Genomic DNA, 23,442 nt, shown 5'->3' on the forward strand with positions numbered 1-23,442 from the left:
TTATTATTTATCGGTAACACTGAATTTATAAATACAAGTAGATGTATAGGTTTGTCCTTTAAGTAAAATAGTTGTAGGAAAATGTTCTTGATTTGGACTATCTGGAAAATGTTGTGTTTCAAGACAAAAAGCCGTTCTGAAATTATAAGGCAAACCTCCTTTACCAACATCTTTTCCATTTAAAAAATTACCTCCATAAAATTGCAAACCAGGCTCATCAGTAATAACCTCCATTTTTCTCCCTGAAACTGGATCAAATATTACTGCCGCTTGTTTTAAGCCTGAACCACACAATACAAAGTTGTGGTCGTACCCTAGACCATATTTAATCTGTTGATTATTACGATCTAATTGCTCCCCTATTAATGTTGGTTTAGTAAAATCAAAAGGAGTATTTTTTACACTCTCAATGCATCCCGTTGGAATTAAACCATCCTTAACGGGAGTGTACTGCGTGGAATTAATTTGAAGAATATGGTCATTTATTGTTCCTTTGCCTGCTCCATGCAAGTTAAAAAATGAATGATGTGTAAGATTAATGGGAGTTGCTTTATCTGAATTAGCTACATAATTAATTTTCAACTCATTGCGACTCGTCAATTTATAAATTACTTTTACAGTAAGATTACCTGGATACCCCTCTTCTCCATCTTTTGACAGGTGTTTCAATATCAATTCTGAACCTGAGATTTGATGTGCATCCCAAACAACATCATTGAATCCTGTTTTCCCCCCATGTAAATGATGATTATCATTATTTTTTGCTAAAACATAGGTAGTATCATTTAATGTGAACTTCCCATTAGCAATGCGATTGCTATAGCGCCCTATTAAAGCTCCAAAATATATTTCATTTGACTCTAAATAGCCCTCTAAAGTTTCATAACCTAATACAATATCTTCATAATTACCTTCCTTATCCGGAACCCATAAACTTACTATACGACCTCCAAAATTGGTAATTTGCATCACCAGTCCATTCTGATTTGTTAAGGTAAATAGATCAACCTCTTTTCCATTTATACTACCTTCAAAATTTTGTCTACTAATCAGCTCTGCACCTGCTTGTTTCTTTTGGCAAGAATAAATTAACACCAATAATATAAATACATAAAATCTCATATTTTATTAAATTATTCATTTAGTTTTTTACAGCAAAGCTCACTTTACAATGAATGATTCTATATAAAAATCCAAAGGTTAGTTCCCAAAATCATTCACCTTCTTTCGAAAACGAATAAGGAAAGTCCTTTTCTGCACTACCCCGTTTTGTATTAGGCTTTTCACCCATTTCAATGTTTATGGTAGCACCCTTCAATAGCTCTTCGTACCGGAAGTAATTTTTACTGTATCGCTTACCATTCAATTTAATTGATTGAATGTACCGATTATCTTCATTGTTTTCGGGAGAATTAATTTCTATGAATTTGCCATTTTCTAAACTTATGGTAACCTTTTTAAATAGTGGAGCACCTATCACATATTGTGATACTGCAGGTGTAACCGGATAAAATCCCATCGCGCTAAACACATACCAAGCTGATGTTTGCCCATTATCCTCATCACCGCAATAACCATCTGCCTGAGGCGTATATAAACGATTCATTACTTCACGCACCCAATACTGGGTTTTCCATGGCTGACCGGCATAGTTATACAAATAAATCATGTGTTGTATGGGCTGATTGCCATGCGCATAATTACCCATGTTCATAATCTGCATTTCCCGAATCTCGTGAATCACTTTTCCATAATATGAATCATCAAAGATTGGAGGAACCACAAATACAGAATCGAGCATAGAAACAAATGACTGCCTACCCCCCATCAGGTCAATCAGCCCTTGAACATCGTGAAATACTGACCATGTGTAATGCCAGCTATTTCCTTCGGTAAAAGCATCACCCCACTTGAAAGGACTGAACGGTTGCTGAAATGTACCATCTTTGTTCTTCCCACGCATTAGCTTGTATTCATGGTCAAAAACATTCTTGTAGTTCATGGAGCGCTTGGCAAATATTTCAATTTCATGTTCAGGCTTACCCAGTGCTTTACCAAGTTTATAAACACAAAAGTCGGCAAAAGCATATTCCAATGTACGCGCCACATTCTCATTGACCCCTACATCATATGGCACATACCCTAACTCATTGTAATAGTCAACACCATACCGACCAACTGAATGCAATGGTCCCTCATGGGTTGTGTTTTTAACTACCGCATCCCAAAGAGCGTCGATGTCATATCCACGGACTCCTTTCAAATAGGCATCTGCAACAATCGTAGCTGAATTTGAGCCAACCATACAATCACGATGTCCGGGACTTGCCCATTCAGGCAAAAACCCACTTTCTTTATAGGTATTTGCCAGACCTTCTTGTATTTTTTCATTCAGCGAAGGATACATTAAATTAAAAAAGGGAAAAACAGCCCGAAAGGTATCCCAGAAACCATTATCTGTAAACATATAGCCGGGTAGAACTTCTCCATTATAAGGACTATAATGCACCATATCTCCATCTGCATTAAACTCGTAAAACTTTCGAGGAAAAAGTAAGACACGATACAAGGCTGAATAAAACGTTTTTATCTGATCATCCGTTCCGCCTTCCACTTTTATGCGAGACAATTCTTTATTCCAAATAGCTTTACCTTTTGCTTTCACTTCGTCAAAAGTATCACCGCCTAGTTCTTTTAAGTTCAATTCGGCTTGTTCATAGCTGATAAATGAAGATGCCACACGAGCATGGACTTTCTCCCCCTTTGTAGTGCGAAATTGAATCGCTGCACCTACATGATCTGATTGCAATTCGGATATTCCCTCAATTATTTTGTTATTACTCCAAACCTGACTTTCGTTAAATGGTTTATCAAAAACCACCACAAAATAATTCTTAAAATTATCCGGTACGCCTCCTTTATTACGGGTAGTATAACCTATAATTTTTTTCTCTGAGGGGATAAGTTTTATATAAGAACCTTCATCAAAGGCATCAACAAGAACATATGATTTTTGATTTTCAGGAAATGTAAATCGAAACATTGCAGCCCTTTCTGTTGGTGTAATCTCGGTCACCACATCGTAATCTGCCAAATAGACTTTATAATAATGTGGTTTTGCTACTTCTGCTTTATGTGAAAACCAACTTCCTCTTTCATCCTCATTAATCGTTAATTTATTGGTCATCGGGAAGAGTGAAAATTGACCATAATCGTTAATCCATGGGCTGGGCTGATGTGTTTGTTTGAAGCCACGAATTTTGTTGGCATCATAGCTATACACCCACCCATTACCCATTTTACCTGTTTGAGGGGTCCAGAAATTCATGCCCCAGGGTCGGGCAATAGCCGGATATGTATTTCCATTGGATAACTTGTATTCCGAATCGGTTCCCATCAATGTATTCACATAATTTACCGCATTGAATGCCTGAGCACCTACTTCAATTGGTTTCCCACAAAAAAATAAGGCCATTAAACATACCAATGTACAGGTCTTGCACCAGTGTTGTATCAATTTCATTACCATAAATTTTTCATATTGAAGTAACATCTATTTTATGCCCCAGGCTTTATTGGCTTTTGCCCCCATCTCAAGAACCAGCTCTCCACCATTCATAATCGTTTCATGAGTAAACCAGGGTTGCTCCAATTTTTCACCATTTAAGGTTGCCGACTGAATATATTTATTATCATCAGACACATCAATTGCTTTAATTTCAAATGTTTTACCATTACCCAAGGCTAGAGAAACATGCTCAAATATGGGGCTTCCAATGGTGTAGACAGGTTGACCTGGCGTTACCGGATAAAATCCCATGGCTGAGAATACGACAAAAGAAGACATCCCTCCACCATCTTCATCTCCGGGCACGCCCATTAAGTCATTCCGGAACCACTCTTCCATCAACTTACGAATACGCTTCTGAGTTTTCCATGGCTGACCTGCATAGTTGTAAAGATATGGTACATGTAGTGATGGTTCATTGGCCATTGAGAATTGCCCAACATTTCCGGTATGGTCGGGCAACTGAGCATAAAATGCATATTTACTTCGACCTAGTGGCTCTGTAAAAGTAGCATCCAGGTTTTCTACAAACCTTTCGTTACCTCCCATCAGACTAATTAAGTCGGGAATATTATGAGGTACATCCCAACGATAAATCCAGCCATTATTTTCGCCATAATATTTTCGAGCTCCCATACCTCCTGACCAACGATAATCGAAAGGTTCTATAAACTCTCCCTTACTGTCTTTCGGGTGGAAAAAATGGGTCTTTTCATTAAAGAGGTGACGGTAATTTAGTGAAGTAACATGAAACGAGTCAGCTTCGTCCCTCATCCCCAACTCTTGAGCTAACTGGGCTAAACACCAATGATCGTATGAAGTTCCGAGTGTTACGGCAACCGGCTGTCGTGATTCAAACGGATGCACTTCGGGAATGGTTTCTTTTTCATTTTGACGCAGTGCCGGGATGTAACCATTTTCTTCATAAAATCGATCAAGCTCGCCGGCAGGAAGACCCGACCAGGGTGCCAGTGTTTTTTCTGTAATTGCACCTTTTGCAGCAGCATAAGCTTGTGCCAAACTAAAATTATCTAATCCTTTACGGTGCGCATCAATAAAAGAAGCAACAGCATGATTTGAGTTCATACGTCGGCTATCACCTGTCACTTCAGGAAATGTGGGCATCCAAAAATGCTCCATCTGTTCGGCCATTAACAAAAAAGAATGAAGGATATCTTCTTCACGCTCCGGATCGACTAAAATCCTTAAAGGGTGTTGAGCGCGGTATGAGTCCCATATCCAGTCATCTGTGTAAAAGGGTCGTCCTTTATCATCATGAACCGCACCATCAAAGGCGCTATAATACCTCCCACCTTCTGAAATACATACAGGTCGTTCAAAACACCTGTACATGGAGGTATAAAATATAGTTTGCTGATCATTGGTGCCACCCTCAATTTTTATTTTACTAAGTGCTTTATTCCAGATATCACGTCCTTCAGACTGAAGTATTGCGAGGTTCTTTCCTGAAATCTCACGTTCCATATTGTCACGAGCCTGAATCTCATCAATAAAAGAAATACCGTATTTTAAGTTTATTTTTTTTACATCTGGCGGATATTCAAAAACTAAACAGGCATTTCTGCCTTCTGCAGTGTTGGCAGTAATCAAAGTCTCATCCTTAAATGTAGAAACCTGTTGTGGCAATACATCAGGTACTAAATACAGGTAAACTTTCGTATTATTCTCAATGAGTTGGTATCCACTGAAAGCATGACCATCCCATATCACTTTTCCCTTTTTTGAATTTAGTATTAGATGGATAGGTTTGTCCTGCTCAAATTCCAATTCATAAACAGCCGATTGATGAGACAAAGCGTAATCAACTTGAATTTGTTGTTCATCCAAGAATACGGAATAAGAATAAGGAGTTATTTTTTCCTGATCGTAACTATATTGTATTACTGGCTTTAAATCATCTTCACCTCCTTGAAAAGGACTCAAATTAAACGCAGAACTTCCCCGGTGGCTTGTCACAACCAGAGGTAAGCCGTTTAATTCAACGCCAGTATAATCCCTTCTTTCGGGATATACTCGCAACATACTGTTGGGTAAATGGATAGTCGGGAAGGTAGGAACCAATAAATGACTAATATTACCCATATAAGGATTAACAAAATCGACAGGTGAATTTTCTTTATCATCAATTGAATGGCTGTCACAAGATATGCTAAACACCCCTAATGCAAGTAAAACAAGATATACAATACTGTTAATTTTTTTCTTTCTTTCTTTCATATAAATTTTATGTTAGGACACAAAAAAAATGCCTGAATCAAAAAATGATAACATTCAGGCATTTTTCTATTAACATCATGTCATCTAAAAACGAAAGGTCTTTATTGGCTATTTAATTTAACCCCCTTACCGCACCGTCCAGGTTCCAATCTGTTTTAGCATTGACACCCATTATTTTTAATACAGTCACAGCAATATCAGTTATATTAACCTGTTCGCTTATTTCTCCTTTCTTCACTTCCGGACCATTTATGATGTAAAAAACAGTGGTGTGAATAGGTATATCTCTTCCATGACCAGTAACATCACCGCCGTGATCCGTCGAAACAATTACATACCAATTTTCATTTTCTTTATTTTTTCTTTCATTTATTGCATCTAGCATTAGTCCAATCTGTGCATCAGCTTCCTCGATTGATTTTAAGTAATCTGGCCTTTGAATACTATGATTTACCTTGTGACCGATATGATCAACATGATCAAGCTGCACAAAAATCACATCACTCTCCTCTTGTTTGATCACTTCCACCACGCGTTCAGTCACCAAATCATCATTACCGTATGTCTCCAGGATATCACAATCTTTTGGTTCTAAAATTTTATGAATTGGTGACCAATTAACGATTGAATGTAACTTTAGTTTTTTATTAGCTTGTTTTAAGCGTTTATAGAAATGAGGATAATCATCACCATGATAATCTTTATAACTATTAGTTAAAACATTATGCTTTTCATGCCATACACCTGTTAACATCCCTGTCCAACAAATACCACTTCGACTAATCGGATCAGCTTGTGCAGTAAAAGAAAATGCCCCATTAAGAACTAAAGAATCAATATGTGGTGTATTTGCAAATAATGTTGCATCCGGCCTTGCACCGTCAATTCCAATTATTATACACTTATTGGTTTTATTTTGTGCAGAAAGTACATTGATAATTAATGTGCACACTAACAGTATTACTATCTTTTTCATCTTTACTAATTTACATTTCCGTTATGACTATCTAATTTATTCTTATCTATTTCTCCTTTTGATAAGCTTACACGTGTTTTAACACCTGAAATATATTTTGGCACATCACTCTTCGATGTTTCAAATATTATAATTTCATTTTTGCCTTCCTTCAACCAACAATCAGGTACATATAAATCATACTGAGGGCCAATATTCCAATATCTTCCCAGGTTATGACCATTTACCCAAACTACGCCTTTGCCCCAGGCTCTTAAATCAAGATAAGTATCGCCAACTTCTGATAACTCAAACTCTCCACGATAGAAGGAAGGCTCGTTGTTAACAACAATATCCTTTTTGTACTCTAATGAAGAAACATACTCATAGTCCATTGGCAAAGGATATATCTCCCAATTCATCTGTGTGAAAACATAATTAAAATCAACACGGTTGGTTATCCCTTTTGAATCAAATAACTGTGAACCAAAATTATTACGCCCCATTGCTTCAACTAGTATCAGTAACTCAGCGCCTCTTTCTAAGTTATCAGGTAATTGTATATCCCAATTAGATTTATTTCTGTTAACTTCACCTATTAACTTACCATCCAAGTAAATCCATGCATAATCATGTACTTCGTTTAAAGTCATCGTTCCATCCAACCAACTATCGAGTGTGGTTTTATAAAGAATAAACCCAAAATCCTGTCCAATTTCTTCCATTGTTTTGGTTTGCTTTGACTTGATCATGTTTTGCACCGGCAATTGATCAAATAACAACGCTGATTTAGTCAAAGCAATACTATCAATATTGATTGCTTTAGGTTCAGCACCAATTTTTGGCAGTCTATTTTCTCCTTTATTTTGATATTTAGATAACATTTCACGCATCCAAAGAAATTCAGATGTTACATTGCCACCTTCAGTAAGTGGAGCACCATAATCGTAGCTTGTGATATCTGCAGCATATGTTTTGAAATGATTGGCACCTGCCCAAAAACCAAAGTTGGTACCTCCATGGAACATAAACATGTTGAAACTCTTATCATTCTCAAGCATGTATTTCAGTTCTTTCTTTTGTCTTTCCTCGTTCTGATTCTTCCAATTTCCTTCGCCCCAATGAGTCAACCATCCAACCCACCATTCGCCACTCATATGCGGAATATTGGCACGGTATTCTGCCAACTTATTAAATTGCTTTTCTGGATCTTCAGCAAAGTTAATGATTGGTAGCATTGTAGGACTCGTACCTGCATGTAGATTTTTTGCATCTGGCCCATCACTTGTGAAGAAAGGCACATCAAAACCTACATCTTTAAATAACTTCTCCAGGTAAGAAATATATTCGTGGTCATTACCATAACTTCCATATTCATTTTCGACCTGAAACATAATTATTGGCCCCGGTTTTTCGCTTGAGATTTGCAAATCTGTTATTTCTGCTGCAACAGCCCGAATATATTTCTCTGTTTCCTCGACATAGACTGGTGAATCCAGACACCTTAATCGCATGTTTTTATCTGCTAGTAATCGTGCAGGAAATCCTCCTAAATCCCACTCCGCACATACATATGGCCCAGGACGTACAATCACGTTTAATCCCTCTTCTCCTGCTAGTTCAATAAATTTTCTTAGATTCCTATCTCCAGTAAAGTCAAACGAACCATCTTTTTGCTCATGGAAATTCCAAAAAACATAAGTACATATCGTATTTAATCCCATAGCACGGGCTTGGTGCAATCGTTCTTTCCATTTTTGATGTGGAATACGGCTATAATGTATCGATCCGGAAAAAACTCTGTAAGGCTTACCATTTTTATAAAACTGGTCGCCGCGTATTTCAAATGATTCTGACTGACTAAACCCTTGTAAAGCCCACAGCAACAACAAAACTAAACTACATAAACTCCTCATACTCATCACTGCTTTTAATTTAATATTTTAATGTTATACTTTTTTGTTCGCCGTATCCCCTCAATATTAACCGATCCTGATACACATCAATTACTCCATATGTAGACTCATGCTCAGACTCTACCATCCCTTTTATTGTTAAATGATGGATATTATTTTCTTCCTTATAATATCCTTTATGGAAATGGCCAGAAATCCAGGCAACTACATTTGGACATGCTCCTATTTTACCAAGGATTAATCTATTATCCCATAACTGATGATCATTCTCAGGCAATAATGGCCAATGACAAAAAATAATTAAATTTTTGTTTCGTTTTTCCGCTTTAACTAATTGCTTGTCGAACCATTTTATCTGCTTTTTACCTAGCCCTCCATTCCAGTCATGTGCATTATTATGTTTGTCCGTTTTTAATTCAATCATTTTTTTATTTGCAAGCCGATATGCCTTTGAATCTGGTGTTGTACCAAACAGACTTAAATCAGTACCATCCAGAACAATAAATGTAAAACCATTGATATTAAAAGAGTAATATCCCTTCTTGTTCTTCAGCCTAGCTCTTACATTTTTAATATACGCATCCTCCACGTCAAAATCATGATTACCCAACACTTTATGTGTACTCGATTGCAAGGAATGAAGTATAGGCAATATGGAGTCGTAAGACGAATAGTTGCAATCAATAAGATCTCCTAGGCAAACAGTCATTGCTAAATCCATTTGATTTAACTCCTGTACACATGTTTCTAGTTTGTTTAAAGAATTTCTATAATAACGATTACCTCTTGTTTCTTTATCTACATATTGAGGATCTGCTATCAGGCCAAAAGAGAACAACTTTTCATTGTTTTGAGCTTCCTTAGCATATGTTTGAGCAAAACTTATACTATTCGACGTGAACAGCAAGGCAAACGTTGCAACTAGAATTAATTTAATTCGCATATTCTCACTATTATTCTTCTATTGAAAAAATTGCTTCAAGTGGATAATGATCTGATAAATAATCATTCTCCTCAACATTATATATTTTCACACTTTTACATTTTTTACTCATTTCGATGGAAGTCAAAATGTAATCGATTCTTTCGGGAGTTCGACCAATATTCCCTGCAGTACGCCAAACATCAATCAATATGGGCGTTGGAAAAGTATGTCTCTTATACCAAGGAACAAATTGCTCTGTAACATCAATTAAAGGATAAGAATAAAATGATGACATAACGCTGTAGTCGACAAACTCACCGTTCAAATTTTTGCTTGTTCCGTTTGCTTTTCCACCCTTGTATTTCAAAATTAAATCAGGATTCTGCTTATACAACTCACAATCAAATGGTGAATGGGCATTGAAGTCGCCAAGCAAAATGTATTTGTTTGAATTATCGGTTATTGAGTCAACAATATTTTTTATTATCCGGGTTTCCTTCAATCTATATTCCCAACTGGCAGGGCTTAGATGTACTACAAAGAAATCAATCCCGTACGTTTTACAGTGCAATAATCCATGCCACAATCCTTCTATCTTGTATTTATTGACTTCTTCGATTGGTGCATTAGAACACAATCCAAGCGCACCTCGCTTTGCAGTATACTTATGTTCCCAAGTCTTGGCGTCTTTCAGCAAGGTCTTTTCTTCTCGGTAAAGTTCCTGTAATGCTATTACATCTGGCTTTTGTTCTTTAACCCATTCTACAAACTTCTCATGCCTTCCTTCACCATAATTAGCTTCGTCGCCTAATCCTGCGAGCATGTTATAAGTCATTACTTTAATTTCTTTCTGAGCTGAACTATTTAAAGAAATTGCACATAAAACTAACAGTATATAATATATTATTTTCATCTAAATTGTTTTTAACGACACTACTAAGTCATGTATTATAATCACTCCATTTAATCTTTTTTAAATCGCATTAACTTAAAAATCTTATTGAAAATTTCTGTATTTTCATATATACCTTGAAACTCTTCCGCTCCGCTACCGAAAGCAAATACAGGAACCATAACGCCTGTATGACTACCAGTGGTGAAGCCTGCTTTAATATATCCCTTTTTCATATTTCCTTTCTCTAGTGACATACCACTAGTTTCATGATCCGCTGTTACAATAACAAGAGTACTTTTATCTTTAACTGCAAATTCTAATACAGCACCAACTGTTTGATCAAAGTCTAAAACTTCACCAACAACATAAGATGCATCATTCTGATGACTTCCCCAATCAATTTGACTGCCTTCAACCATCAGAAAAAACCCATCTTCTTCAGCATTCGATAATATTTCAAGTGACTTTTTTGTTGCTAATTCAAGCATATTACCACGCTCATCGTATTTGGGGTTATGCTCATCAGCAGTTAAAACGGCTAATTTTCCGTCCTTAAAACTTGACGAAGCATCCAGGTCTGTATAAACCATATAACCTTTACCTTTCAACTCATCGACTAAGTTACGACCGTCCTTTCTTTCTGTAAAATGCTTATAACCTCCTCCTATAAAAACATTAATATCAGTATTTAGAAAATCTGAGGCAATATCTTCATACATTACACGCTTTTCCACATGAGCAATAAATGATGCAGGTGTTGCATGCGTAATGGCAGATGTTGAAACAAGACCAGTTGCCTTTTTGTTATCTTCAGCATAATGAAGAATACTTTTTACCGGCTGCTTATTAATATCCATGCCAATCGCATTATTATAGGTTTTAACACCACATGCCAACGCTGTACCTCCAGCAGCAGAATCTGTAATGTAATTATTACCGCTTTGCGTTTTGCTAAAGCCAATATTTTTCATATTCTGAATATTTAACGCACCCTTATTGGCTGTCATACCAGCAAAAACATGAGACACACCCATACCATCACCAATCAACAATATTACGTTCTTAGGCTTTTTTCTGAATTTTAGTTTTGCCTGATCATAATTCTTAACCTCATATACCGATTCGACAGTATGCTCATTTTTTGTATTTACATCTTTGTAATTTTCCTGTGCTTGCAGTGCTATACTAATAAAACTGAACAAGCATAATAAACCCAATTTCCCTCTTAAAATCATATTCATGCGTTTTACTAATTATTTGATTTAATTATACTTTCTAGCTTTTGTAACGAATGAGTAAACGGTGGATAACCACAGTAAATCGAATTATTAATTTCATATAAAGTCGGACAATTAGCATTTTTTTTCTTTAATTCCTCCCACTCTTGCCACTTCTCATCAAAATCATTGTACAACTTAGCTGCTACTTCCATATCTACAATTTTCCCCAATTCCTGCTCTGCAAGTAATACTTGCATCTGCCAAATCATCGAAATAATCTCATACTTAATACGTCCATAAGTAGAAGAAACTCGCAGAAAAGATTCATTATCCTTATCTGGCATTTGTATTTCATATGCTAACTCTTCTATTCTATGCCAAGCAGCAACAGCCTCTGCTTTTTCAGCTAAAACCTTCTCCTTAATATCTTTTTTAACTACTTCCTTTAAATTGATACCAGTCAAAAACTGATCCCGGCACCACCATGAATTAACCTTGAAATAACGCGAAGACTGACCATAATATGCCGCATCTTCAGATAGCAAACAAAGCTCACGAAACCTCGCAATATCCCCTCCTTTAATACCTAATTCACTTTTTGCATATTGATTAAAAAGTAACAATTCGTCGTTTTCTGGATTGAGAGCATAATTTCTAAGTATGTATTCATTCAAATTAATCCATAACTCACTATCAAAATAAGGGCCTTTCCATCCATCGCCCCAAGTCCAAATATTAACACCCCTTACTTGTGTTTCATGGTATAAATCAGCAATTCCTTTCCTATCATCATCTTGCAACTCTGACCAACCTTCTATTACTCCTCTTCCTATGTAATAGGGGTGACTGCTTCGCCCATGCAACCCTGCATAATTTGTCGACAACTCAATAATCTGCTGATGCTCACCGATTCCTATTGTCACATTGAAAGGATATCCTCTTTGAAAATCTGCATTAATATTTTTGATACAGAAAAACAAATTGTCATGCGGCTCTACTGCACCTGTTGCGTTTAAATAATATTCAGGATCTGTATGGAAATAACCAAAATCCCAAGTCCGATAAAAAAGTTTTTTATTGCGCTTAACACAAACTTCCTCACGCAAAATATTAATCATCACTGCATGCTCTTCTGGCGTTATTGCAGGCGAAGTACCTTTATGAAATGGTGTATCATGAACATATGTTTCTCCATGCCTAACCGTGAGTCCATCAAATGAAGGGAAACGCCAAAAAATCTCTTCAATTTGCGCTTTCAATACTTCTTGTGTTTTTTCGCGTAAAATAGATAAACGACCATCTTTTTTCATTTGGTCGCCATATTTTGCTAATAACGATTGCGGCACAACTAAAACATCTATGAATGGGTATATAGGCATTTCAGCTTTTACAGCATTGTTCATTAAAATTCTTTGTGTTGCTGCATGCCTTTCAATCCACAATTTCTCCTCGGTTCTTTCAGGTACTACATTATTTTCCCATCTATCATAAGTTACTCCACATTGTATTTGACGCACAAGCACTTGACCAGTGTAACCTTTTGACTTCAAAAATGCAGGTTCAGTATATTGCGTTTCAAATAATGGTTCACCAGGATTATGATGAACCATATTTAATATAACCGGATACCTTGCTTCTTTATTTACGTTGCAAGAGCCGAATATAAACATGCAAGTTATGAATGCTAATGCTTTATTTACCATTGTATGTATTCTAATAACAACTAATAGTTTATCATTTTATCTCTTTAATTAATGCCTTTGCATTTCCATCAAGATTGATCGCTTCGGAGTCTTTTATAATAATTTGTGCGTCTTTACTATTAACTACTTTAATATTTGTCATAGAGAGTTCCTTCACATCATCAAATACGTAAGCTGGTCTAAAATCCTTATCTTTTAATATAAAAGTTACATTATTAAATGATATATTATTGGCATGACGTACGTACATACCATAAGCCGGTAATTCACCAAACATGTGAAATTCTGGGTATTCTTTAATCACTTCAGGTATATCATTTAAACGCCATAATGGTACATATGCCATCCCTTTTGATGCTCGGCCAGGGTACGTAATTTCAATGTTTTCTAACTTTAAATTTTCGACATTATGACCTGGGATACCTGTAATTGAAGCTGGAAATGGATTGTGAAAGAAATTAACTTCGGGTCCTCGTAAGTCATAATCAATGTCTGGTCTACCAAATGGTATTTCGACCTTCATATCTTTAATTGATACATTTTTTATTACGCCTGGTTTTTCTCCATGCCTATGTCCTAATCGAACAAATATTGCGTTTCCAGTATTTTTTGCAACGACATTTCGGACATCAATATTTTCAATGATTCCACCATCTACTGATTCAATAGCTACTACGGATCTAAATGTATCAAATACTTTAATATTCTCTATTCTCACATTTTTAAATCCTCCAAATGAAGCAGTTCCAAACTTTATTGCACTTGCACTACTGCGAACTGTACAATTAGCTATATAAATACTATCATTAAAATGACCAGGATAATAGGATTTCAAACATATTCCATCGTCTGCAGCATCAACATCACAATTGGTGATTCTAACATTGGTACAGTCTGTAATATCCATACCATCATTATTCCAATAGGCCCGATTCACCACCTTCAAATTATCCATGGTTATGTTTTTGCATAAATCGAAACATAAACCCCAACATGCACCATTTCTTAAATGCAAACCTTCAACCACAATATTCTCAGAGTGCATAAATAAAAACAATTTAGGTCGAGCAGTTTCATTCGGGCGCATACGACGATAGTTATAGCGCGGATCTATCTTCTCTTTAGTATGGTGTAAACTATCTACATTCAAAGCTAAACCAAGCCCTTGACCGTCAATCATACCCTCTCCGTAAAGCTTAAAATTTTTAGCCTTGTTAGATATTAAAAAACCCATTTTTGACAAATCATCAGTTTTTCCAGCCTTTGGATGATCCTTATCCACAACAGTTGCGTAATCATAAATATTAGTACTTCCTAAAAGCACTGCATTCTTTTTTAAATACAAATCAACATTTGATTTCATTTCCAAGCGACCAGATAAAAATCTACCCTTTGGAAATACAATCGTACCTCCTCCTTTTTGATTTAACGAATCAATTAAATTTTGTAGTACATCTGTATTCAAAGTTTCCCCATCCCCAGTTGCACCGTATTCAGTTGCTAAATATTCATTCTCTTTAATTTCATCTTTACAAGATGTAAATGATAAAGTCAATAAAATGACTAATAAAATGTTAAAGTATAATTTCATTTGTTTGATTTATAGACTAAGGTGTAGTCGCTACACAAAAGTTATTTTATAAATTATAATTCTAACTCAACAAAAACAGGACAATGATCAGAAAGGAATATATTGTTTGCTTTTTCAGCAAGAACTCCGTGTTTATATATTTTTTTTACCCCCTTAACAAAAATATAATCTATTACCTCTCTTTCTTCGAATGGTTTATTATCAAATCCGCATACTGTCCAATTAGGACCATAAGTTGTTTCTGCTAAATCATAGGTATTCTTAATTGTATAAAATCCATTACTTTCCAACAATATTTGCATTGACTCTGTGTCGGGCAATAAATTAAAATCTCCGGTAATAATCCATGCCAAGTCTTCAGCAATACTTTCTGCTCTCTTCTTTAATAATTTTACACTTTCTACTTTTGACTTTCTTCCTCGATGGTCAAAATGAGTATTCATAAAAAGAAAGTGTTTCTTTGTCTGATGATTTTCCATTATTGCCCATGTGACAATTCTTTCAAATGATGCATCCCACCCCTTACTGACACTATCTGGTGTTTCACTCAACCAAAAGGTTCCACTATCAACAAGCCTATATTTTTCCTTTTTGTAAAATATAGGTGCAAATTCCCCTTTAATCTTACCATCTTCGCGACCTACACCTACATATCTATATGCTTTTAAATTTCCTTCTAAATACTCTAGTTGATGTTTTAGCAATTCCTGCATTCCTATAATATCGACATCATAGAACTTCAACATTTTAACAATATTTTCTTTTCTGTTGTGCCAATTATTAATTCCATCCTTTGGATTATCATACCTAACATTAAACGACATTGTACGTAAGGTATGATTATCTTGTGCTGTCATAAATAGACATTTTAACACACACAATAGTATTAACACTATACATTTATTCATCTTCTGAGTATTTTTAAACACCATAACTTAGCGCCCCATTGAAAATGGTCGACACTCAGGTATCACCCCCCAATTCTTATTAGGTTCATCTCCCATTTCAAACTCTAATATGCCTCCGTTTATAATATCAAAATGATTCAAAAAGTTTTTTTCTGCAAGTACACCATTTACTTTTAATGACTGTATATAATTCTTCCCAGAGGATGCTCCTTTCGCTTTAATAATTAATTCGTTGCCATTATTCAACTGAATTGTAATTTCATCAAAATGTGGCCCGGATATAACATACTCAGGAACGGAAGGACAAACCGGATAGAAGCCCATGGCTGCAAAAACATACCAGGCGGACATTTGTCCGGCATCATCATTGCCACTCAAGCCGCCAACGGTGCAATCATACTCATTCTTCATAATGTCCGTCACCAACTTCTGGGTTTTCCATGGTTGACCGCTGTAATTGTAGAGGAAAGGAATTTGATGTCCCGGTTCATTTCCATGCCAATACTGTTTGGCTTCATGAAATCGGTCCAAATTACTATTAAAGCCTTCATCTCCCCCCATTAGATCTATTAATCCCTTCACATCATGCGGTACATACCAGGTGTATTGCCAAGGCGTGCCTTCTGTTATATATGGCTGACGAATCAACTTATCAAAATTATCAGTAAACTTCCCATCAGCTAATCGTCCCCTTACACTAGAATCAGGCCTACTATAAACGTTCATATAATTCAATGCCCTTTGCTTAAGTAGCTCTGCATTTTTTTTATCCCCTTTTTTTATAGCCACCTGATACAAAGCAAAATCATCGAATGCATATTCTAAAGTTCTGGATACTTGTTCTCGATGATGAAATGATTCCAACACTTCATCTTCCAATGGTACGTATCCGTATTTTAAATAGCTATCCAACGCTCTACGCCCTTTTCCTTGCTCATACTCCTTGAACGTTTCTGGTGATTTAAAAGCATTCTGCAACAAATAGACGTACTGTTCATCTGTGACATTAATAACCCCTTTTAGATAAGCATCTGCAATTGTTGCAATAACATGATCGCCAATCATGGCGGATGTATAGGAGTTCCAACAAGGAAAAATAGGTAACCAACCACCTTGTTCAGCCTTCAAAAACATGCTCTTCATCATATCCGCATTAGCTTCTGGAACTAGTAAATTAAATAAGGGATGGGAGGCCCGATAGGTATCCCACATGGAGAAATCCACATAATAATCACTATCTCCGGAATTCAAAATTTGCTTTCCACCTGCAAAACTCACATACGTACCATCCACATCATTAAACGTACGAGGCTGCAGTAAACTATGGTACAAGGCCGTATAAAACTTAACATTATCTTCTTCCTGCTTACCTTCAACTCGAACTTTGCTTAACTGCTCTTCCCAAATATCTCTTAATTTATTTTTAGCTATATCAAAGTCAATTCCATTTGTTTCTACCTCTAAATTTTTACGAGCCTGTTCAATACTGGTAAAAGATGTTCCAATAGATACCTCAATACATTCTTTCTCCAGAACATTGAACGATGCATATCCACCAAGATTTTGCGGGTTAGCTACTTGTTCATCCAGCTCATATTTTTGATCTCCTTGGTAAACTCCATAACTGCTAAAATCATGGCTGAACCGAGCTACAAAATAACCGCTAAATCCGGCCTTTTGTCCTTGTCCCTGGTAAATACGATGTACAGGGTTATAACCAATAATTTCGTTTCTCTCCGGTAAAATCCGAATAAACCCCTCACCTTCATCACTATTGGGATTAATAACAATGTGTGCCAGCCCTTCCTTGTCAAACGTAAAACGCAATAATCCACACCTTTTTGTTGCAGTCATCTCAACATTTGTGTGATACTCATTTAAGTATACCTGATAAGAATAGGGGGTTGCTTGTTCTGCATCATGACTGTACTTTGTACCTCGCTCTTCAGGTAAGCACTTAAAATCGCCAAAAACAGGCATCAGTGAAAAACTACCGTAATCCTGAACACAGGAGCCACTTAACCAATGACTTCCACGAAAACCAGTAATAATGGAATCCGTATAGTAATATGGCGCATCACATTTGGTTTCGGTAGATTTAGTCTGGGGAGTCCAGTTAGTCATTCCAAAGGGTGTTGATACACATGGAACTACTTGTGCATTACTTTCTTTCTTTTCACTATGCTTAAGTGCACTTAATGTTGTTGAAGGTGCTGTGCCGATTAATGGATTGACATAATCTACATATAACGTTCTTTCAGTGTTTTTCGAGCATGCCGCCAGTAATATAGCACATACTATATATATTATATACTTAATCTTCATAATCTACTCCTGTATCATCTCCATTCAAGGTTTACATTGTTGAGACACACACTCTTACACCTTCAGAATATTACCATTCATATTAATTAAGTTATATTTCTTATTAAACTAAGAACAATAATTTTTTCGAACAGAATATTATAGAAGTGTAAAACCTTATATTGAAAAATATGGAATTTACAACTTGGATAAGTTAACTAAAACAACATCCACTCAACACCCAACTGTATTTCCAAAAGGTTATTATTTTTAATTAATCTATAAAATTATTGGGGATTTATATCATAACAACTCCCCAATAATTTGAAATATCACCTTAGTATCCTGGATTTTGACTCCAGTGCGGATTAATATCTAACTCAACATTAGGTACTGGGAAAATAATCTTGTTTACATCATTGTATGCCGATTTCCACCCCCAAGCATCACCAAACTTTCCAAAACGGATCAAGTCATTACGTCTCCAGTTTTCACTGTAAAATTCACGTGCTCTTTCATCCAACAACTCTTCCAAAGTAACCGATGCAACTTCTGGAGCTTCTACTCGATTACGAATTTGATTCATTAATGATACAGGTGAATCTCCTAACGTTGCTTTAGCGCCACGAAGAATCGCTTCAGCTTTCATTAAAAGAACGTCAGCATAACGAAATACTGGTACATCATTACTCTGGTTACGTGAAGAGGAAGTTTTGTCTGGATAGAACTTAATACAACGGTATCCGTAAGCTCTCTTCAACTCGTCATCACCGATATCAAAAATTTCATAATCTTTGAACTCCCAATCTTGAGTAAATGTCAAATGATAAAGAACTTCTGCATCAGGTTCTGGCCCATCATAATCACTATTTAATCCTTTATTTGTTGTAGGAATAATTAGCGGCGACCCATCTAATTCATACTGAGGACCGGTCAACCACATGTTATTACGCTCATCACCAGCTAAATTAAACTTATTATAGAATTCAGGTACACAACGCAGTGGCCCACTAGGATTAAATGGTAATTCAAATCTATTTCTTTGTTTTTTGTGTAACCAGAAACGAGCATGATACATTCCTTGAATTCGTTCACCATCAAAAGGCATTGCATAAATAAAATCCTTGATCTGAGGACCATTGTCATAGCTAAACATACTCATGTAATCATCATCTAATTCGAATACACCATCTTTAATAACAGCGTCACAAGCAGACACAGCTTCATCCCACTTTGTTTCACCTGTATAAACTTCCCAGTTAATATACAATTTAGCCAATAATGCATTTGCCATATAATAAGTAGGACGACTATATGTATTACTTCCAATGTTTTTATTTAAATAAGGAATACTTTCAATAAGTTCTTGTTCAATAAACTCAACAACTTCTGAACGTGGCGATCTGTCATACACTTTATCTCCACCCCATTTATCAACAATTGGGATAGCTCCAAAGTTATCAGTCATCAAGTACATGTAGAAAGCTCTCATTGTACGAACTTCTGCAATACCACGATCTTTTTGCTCTCCTTCCGGAGCCGATTCCAAAATTGACAAAACGCGATTAGTAGCTGAAACTGATTGGAAACCATAATCCCAAATGTCAACAATCATTGCATTATCACCGTTCCAAGTATGGTTATGGAATTGCTGATATCTTCCACCATCATACCAACCACCATTCTTTGCGGGCATTATCATTTCATCACTTGACAATGTTTGAGTTTGCCAGTAATAACGACCCATTGCAGGGTTGAATGTCGTATAAATAGGACCCGTTAACGCTTCGTAATCCTCAGCAGTCGTTGGAAAGTTATCTGAAGTATATTGTGATTGCACTTCAATTTCCAAGTCTGTACAGGCTGCAGTAAAAAGCATTGCTCCTGCAACCAAAATCATTAATATTTTATTATATATTTTCATCAATATCTAATTTAAAAAGTTACATTAACACCTAACATAAACGTTCGTGGCTTTGGATAGAAGTTGTTAACATCCATACCAGGAGTTAATCCACCAAGAGAAATTTCAGGATCAATACCCTTGTAATCAGTTAATACAAAAACATTATTACATGTAGCTGATACTCTTAAGTTTTTGATATAATCACCAACAGTTCCAACATTGTATGAAAGAGATAGGTTTTCTAAACGAACGTAACTACCATCCTCTACATAACGAGTTGAGTAAATATGAGAATTATAATCCTCGATTGGTGCATTATATTCAGACGCTAACTGATTGTAATGAGTTGCCTCTGCAAAATAGTTTAATTTAGCACGTGAAGCATTTAGTATTTCATTACCAGTTACACCACGGAAGAAAATATTTAGTGACAACTTCTTATATGTAATTGTGTTATCCCATCCATAGAACATATCAGGTTGAGCATTTCCTCCATATTGTCTGTCTTCTGATGTTGGTGTTGTTGTTTCTTCACCGTCAGCAGTTTCAAATACAGATACATTATCGTCGTTATAACCTAGCCATTTGAAAAGATAAAACTGACCAATTGGTTTACCTTCTTCTACAATTTGTTGGTAATTACCTGATTGTCCTCGCCCTCCAGCACGTCCTGTATAGATATAGTCAATCTGGAATTGATCGTTAGATAATTTTACGACCTCATTCTTATTATGTGATAAGTTTAAAGTCGTGCTCCAAGTCCAATCATCTGTTGCAATCGGAGTTGCATTAATAGAAATTTCATATCCTTTATTGCTTATCTCACCAACGTTAGTTGTAAAAGTACCTACTAAATACTGAGTAGTAGAAACAGGATAATTCCATATAAGATCAGTGGTCTTTTTATTATACCATTCAACTGTACCAGATAGTCTATTATTAAAGAAGGCAAAGTCAAAACCTGCATTTAACATGCTCGTTTTTTCCCATTTTAGAACTGGATTAGCGTTTTGACTTGGGCCAATTGCAGTCGCAAAATCACCATCCTTATAATAATTGCCGACAGCACCATATTTTAATAGAGATATGGTTGGGTCAAAACCAGCCGAGTTACCACTCACACCATAACCCACACGCACTTTCAAATCATCGAAAATATTCATGTTTTTAATGAAATTTTCTTCACTTAATCTCCATGCACCAGAGAATGATGGGAATGTACCCCATTGATTATTTTTACCGAAAGCAGATGATCCATCGCGACGAACAGTTGCCTGGAATAAATATTTACTAGCAATGTTGTAATTAATACGACCAAATACAGAAATCATTCTGATGGTATTCATATTACCACCACCTAGTCCAGGGAAGTAACCTGCTAATGGACTACCTGCATCCATGTTGTGGTAAAGTAATTCATCATTTGAGAAATTATAGTTACTAGCAGCGAAACCATTACCAGTCACATCTTCTTGCCATGAGTAACCTAACATCGCTTTTAAGTTGTGATTACCAAAAGACTTATCGTAATTTAAATACATTTCGATATTCTTCATATCACTCTCATATGTGCTACGACTAGCAACACCATTCTTACCGTCTTCCATGTAAGCATCTCTATCAAAATAAGAGCCCCTGTTTATTTGATAGTTTTTTAAAGTTGCACTAACGTTGTAGTCTAAACCAGGTGCAATATTTAATGCAGCATTAACATTACCCATGATGGATTTAGACCACGTATCGTGTACATTTTGGTTCAGCATTGCAACAGGATTGTAATACTGTGATATGTCCGGATTTTCATAATACGAGCCATCCTCCATATAAATTGGCACAGTAGGTTGGTAGTAATGCATCGCCGCATAAACAGATTGACCATCACCACGATTAATATTACCTGAACTTCTGTTCGTGATATCATTAATCAAATTCAATCCTAATTTTAATCGTCCATTAAATGCTTTCTGCTCAATATTAACACGAGCTTTCAAGTTATCATATTCGGTTGTTTTTATAATGCCTTCATGATCCATGTAAGTAATACTCGCATTGTACTTTGAATTCTTACTTCCTCCACTCATTGAAATGTGATGATTATGAGCTACACCAACTTGTTGAACTTCTTTTGCCCAATCAGTGCTGACACCCTCCCAATTGTTGTCTGGGTGTAAAACAAGATCATTTTTTTCAATAAAACTGCGATACTGATCAGCACTCATCATGTCGTAACCATCAACAGGATTATCAAATGCAACATACCCACTATAAGTAATCTCCGTTTTTTCAGCATCGCCTCTCTTAGTGGTAATCATGATAACTCCATTTGCAGCCCTCGAACCATAAATAGCAGTTGCTGATGCATCTCTCAAAACATCCATAGAAGCAACATCTTCAGGAGCTGGCATTGTTCCTCCAACAACTCCGTCAACAACTACTAATGGACTGGCACTACCACTTAATGTAGACGCCCCTCTTAATACAACTGAAGAAACACCACCACCTGGTTCTCCGCTTCGTGTTACGCTCAGTCCAGGAACTTTACCCTGTAACATTTGTGCAGCATTTTGATTAACACCCTTTGTCATTTCTTCTGCTTTCACAGATGTAATAGAACTTGTAATGTCAGACTTTCGTTGCTTGCCATAACCAACCACAACGACCTGATCAAGATTCTGAACATCTTCTAACATTACAACATCAATAGTTGATTGATTAGTAACAACAATCTCTTGATCTGCAAAACCAATAAATGTAAAACTAAGAATGCTGCCTTCGTCAATTTCGATTTGATACCTACCATTAATGTCTGTAATCGTTCCTTTTGTAGTACCTTTTATTAACACAGACACTCCTGGAACGAACTCTTTATTGGTATCAGTAACCGTTCCTGAGACTAGTTTTGTTTGAGCCCAAATGTTAGCATGTAAAAAACAACACATGACTAACAATAGAACTTTAGAAATAGATTTTTTCATACATTAAGTTGTTAATTAAAATTTGATAAACAAACATATCCTCTTTGGCTCCCTTTTATATGGACAGTTTATTCATTAATATAGACAAACACGCCTTTCCAACTAAAAGGCTAGCCCTTGTAATATAATATCACAAAATAACATGGACGATTACGTCAAGCATATGTAATAGACGCACCATAACACAAATAACTTGCATCAATAGCTACAATTAGTTTTATACAGATTTCATTGATTCTTAAGGCATACGACCTACAACGAGAGATATGCACCACCTTTACAGTAGCACTTCACCTTCATGTAAGAAATTACTTCGCAGGGTGTCAATCCTAGTTCAC

Annotated in this window: 14 protein-coding genes; all 14 read right to left on the bottom strand. The window is 36.1% G+C overall.

Features of this window, described 5'->3' with window-relative positions; translation table 11 throughout:
• Nucleotides 1–3 precede the first annotated feature (3 nt).
• Nucleotides 4–1,122, bottom strand: coding sequence for an aldose epimerase family protein (locus D1614_RS18780; protein ID WP_119439521.1), 1,119 nt, complete (start codon nucleotides 1,120–1,122; stop codon nucleotides 4–6).
• A gap of 91 nt (nucleotides 1,123–1,213) precedes the next feature.
• Nucleotides 1,214–3,523: a GH92 family glycosyl hydrolase gene (locus tag D1614_RS18785; RefSeq protein ID WP_119439522.1), complete on the bottom strand. Its 2,310-nt coding sequence runs from the start codon at nucleotides 3,521–3,523 to the stop codon at nucleotides 1,214–1,216.
• A gap of 30 nt (nucleotides 3,524–3,553) precedes the next feature.
• Nucleotides 3,554–5,806 carry a GH92 family glycosyl hydrolase gene (locus D1614_RS18790; RefSeq protein WP_119439523.1) on the bottom strand — a complete coding sequence of 751 codons (2,253 nt, stop codon included), beginning with the start codon at nucleotides 5,804–5,806 and terminating at the stop codon, nucleotides 3,554–3,556.
• 112 nt (nucleotides 5,807–5,918) lie between these two features.
• The gene (locus tag D1614_RS18795; protein ID WP_119439524.1) at nucleotides 5,919–6,782 is read right to left on the bottom strand and encodes an alkaline phosphatase family protein; all 864 of its coding nucleotides are present in this window, start codon (nucleotides 6,780–6,782) and stop codon (nucleotides 5,919–5,921) included.
• 5 nt (nucleotides 6,783–6,787) lie between these two features.
• A complete protein-coding gene (locus D1614_RS18800) occupies nucleotides 6,788–8,677 on the bottom strand; it encodes a glycoside hydrolase family 35 protein (protein WP_162304563.1) in 1,890 nt (629 codons plus the stop codon).
• A gap of 19 nt (nucleotides 8,678–8,696) precedes the next feature.
• Nucleotides 8,697–9,620 carry a metallophosphoesterase gene (locus D1614_RS18805; RefSeq protein WP_119439526.1) on the bottom strand — a complete coding sequence of 308 codons (924 nt, stop codon included), beginning with the start codon at nucleotides 9,618–9,620 and terminating at the stop codon, nucleotides 8,697–8,699.
• 10 nt (nucleotides 9,621–9,630) lie between these two features.
• Nucleotides 9,631–10,515 carry an endonuclease/exonuclease/phosphatase family protein gene (locus D1614_RS18810; RefSeq protein ID WP_119439527.1) on the bottom strand — a complete coding sequence of 295 codons (885 nt, stop codon included), beginning with the start codon at nucleotides 10,513–10,515 and terminating at the stop codon, nucleotides 9,631–9,633.
• A 50-nt stretch (nucleotides 10,516–10,565) separates the two neighbouring features.
• Entirely contained in the window at nucleotides 10,566–11,738 is a 1,173-nt protein-coding gene (locus tag D1614_RS18815; RefSeq protein ID WP_241558135.1) for an alkaline phosphatase, read from the bottom strand.
• An 8-nt stretch (nucleotides 11,739–11,746) separates the two neighbouring features.
• The gene (locus tag D1614_RS18820) at nucleotides 11,747–13,420 is read right to left on the bottom strand and encodes a hypothetical protein (RefSeq protein ID WP_206610077.1); all 1,674 of its coding nucleotides are present in this window, start codon (nucleotides 13,418–13,420) and stop codon (nucleotides 11,747–11,749) included.
• 31 nt (nucleotides 13,421–13,451) lie between these two features.
• On the bottom strand, nucleotides 13,452–15,011 hold the full coding sequence (locus D1614_RS18825; protein WP_119439528.1) for a glycoside hydrolase family 28 protein: 1,560 nt from the start codon (nucleotides 15,009–15,011) through the stop codon (nucleotides 13,452–13,454).
• A 53-nt stretch (nucleotides 15,012–15,064) separates the two neighbouring features.
• Complete coding sequence (locus tag D1614_RS18830) at nucleotides 15,065–15,868, bottom strand: endonuclease/exonuclease/phosphatase family protein (protein WP_162304564.1); 804 nt, start codon at nucleotides 15,866–15,868, stop codon at nucleotides 15,065–15,067.
• A 78-nt stretch (nucleotides 15,869–15,946) separates the two neighbouring features.
• A complete protein-coding gene (locus tag D1614_RS18835; RefSeq protein ID WP_119439530.1) occupies nucleotides 15,947–18,244 on the bottom strand; it encodes a GH92 family glycosyl hydrolase in 2,298 nt (765 codons plus the stop codon).
• Between the two features lie 316 nt (nucleotides 18,245–18,560).
• Nucleotides 18,561–20,147, bottom strand: a complete 1,587-nt coding sequence (locus D1614_RS18840) for a RagB/SusD family nutrient uptake outer membrane protein (protein WP_119439531.1) — start codon at nucleotides 20,145–20,147, stop codon at nucleotides 18,561–18,563.
• 11 nt (nucleotides 20,148–20,158) lie between these two features.
• The gene (locus D1614_RS18845) at nucleotides 20,159–23,104 is read right to left on the bottom strand and encodes a SusC/RagA family TonB-linked outer membrane protein (protein WP_119439532.1); all 2,946 of its coding nucleotides are present in this window, start codon (nucleotides 23,102–23,104) and stop codon (nucleotides 20,159–20,161) included.
• Between the last annotated feature and the right edge of the window lie 338 nt (nucleotides 23,105–23,442).

Origin of the sequence: Maribellus luteus, assembly GCF_003576475.1 — a bacterium.
Lineage (GTDB): Bacteria > Bacteroidota > Bacteroidia > Bacteroidales > Prolixibacteraceae > Draconibacterium > Draconibacterium luteum.

Excerpts from the sequence above, each read along its gene's own strand:
- D1614_RS18830 (WP_162304564.1), bottom strand. The coding sequence starts at position 15,868 with ATGACAGCACAAGATAATCATACCTTACGTACAATGTCGTTTAATGTT.
- D1614_RS18845 (WP_119439532.1), bottom strand. The coding sequence starts at position 23,104 with ATGAAAAAATCTATTTCTAAAGTTCTATTGTTAGTCATGTGTTGTTTT.
- D1614_RS18825 (WP_119439528.1), bottom strand. The coding sequence starts at position 15,011 with ATGAAATTATACTTTAACATTTTATTAGTCATTTTATTGACTTTATCA.
- D1614_RS18810 (WP_119439527.1), bottom strand. The coding sequence starts at position 10,515 with ATGAAAATAATATATTATATACTGTTAGTTTTATGTGCAATTTCTTTA.
- D1614_RS18790 (WP_119439523.1), bottom strand. The coding sequence starts at position 5,806 with ATGAAAGAAAGAAAGAAAAAAATTAACAGTATTGTATATCTTGTTTTA.
- D1614_RS18785 (WP_119439522.1), bottom strand. The coding sequence starts at position 3,523 with ATGAAATTGATACAACACTGGTGCAAGACCTGTACATTGGTATGTTTA.
- D1614_RS18780 (WP_119439521.1), bottom strand. The coding sequence starts at position 1,122 with ATGAGATTTTATGTATTTATATTATTGGTGTTAATTTATTCTTGCCAA.
- D1614_RS18795 (WP_119439524.1), bottom strand. The coding sequence starts at position 6,782 with ATGAAAAAGATAGTAATACTGTTAGTGTGCACATTAATTATCAATGTA.
- D1614_RS18840 (WP_119439531.1), bottom strand. The coding sequence starts at position 20,147 with ATGAAAATATATAATAAAATATTAATGATTTTGGTTGCAGGAGCAATG.
- D1614_RS18820 (WP_206610077.1), bottom strand. The coding sequence starts at position 13,420 with ATGGTAAATAAAGCATTAGCATTCATAACTTGCATGTTTATATTCGGC.
- D1614_RS18805 (WP_119439526.1), bottom strand. The coding sequence starts at position 9,620 with ATGCGAATTAAATTAATTCTAGTTGCAACGTTTGCCTTGCTGTTCACG.
- D1614_RS18800 (WP_162304563.1), bottom strand. The coding sequence starts at position 8,677 with ATGAGGAGTTTATGTAGTTTAGTTTTGTTGTTGCTGTGGGCTTTACAA.
- D1614_RS18815 (WP_241558135.1), bottom strand. The coding sequence starts at position 11,738 with ATGAATATGATTTTAAGAGGGAAATTGGGTTTATTATGCTTGTTCAGT.
- D1614_RS18835 (WP_119439530.1), bottom strand. The coding sequence starts at position 18,244 with ATGAAGATTAAGTATATAATATATATAGTATGTGCTATATTACTGGCG.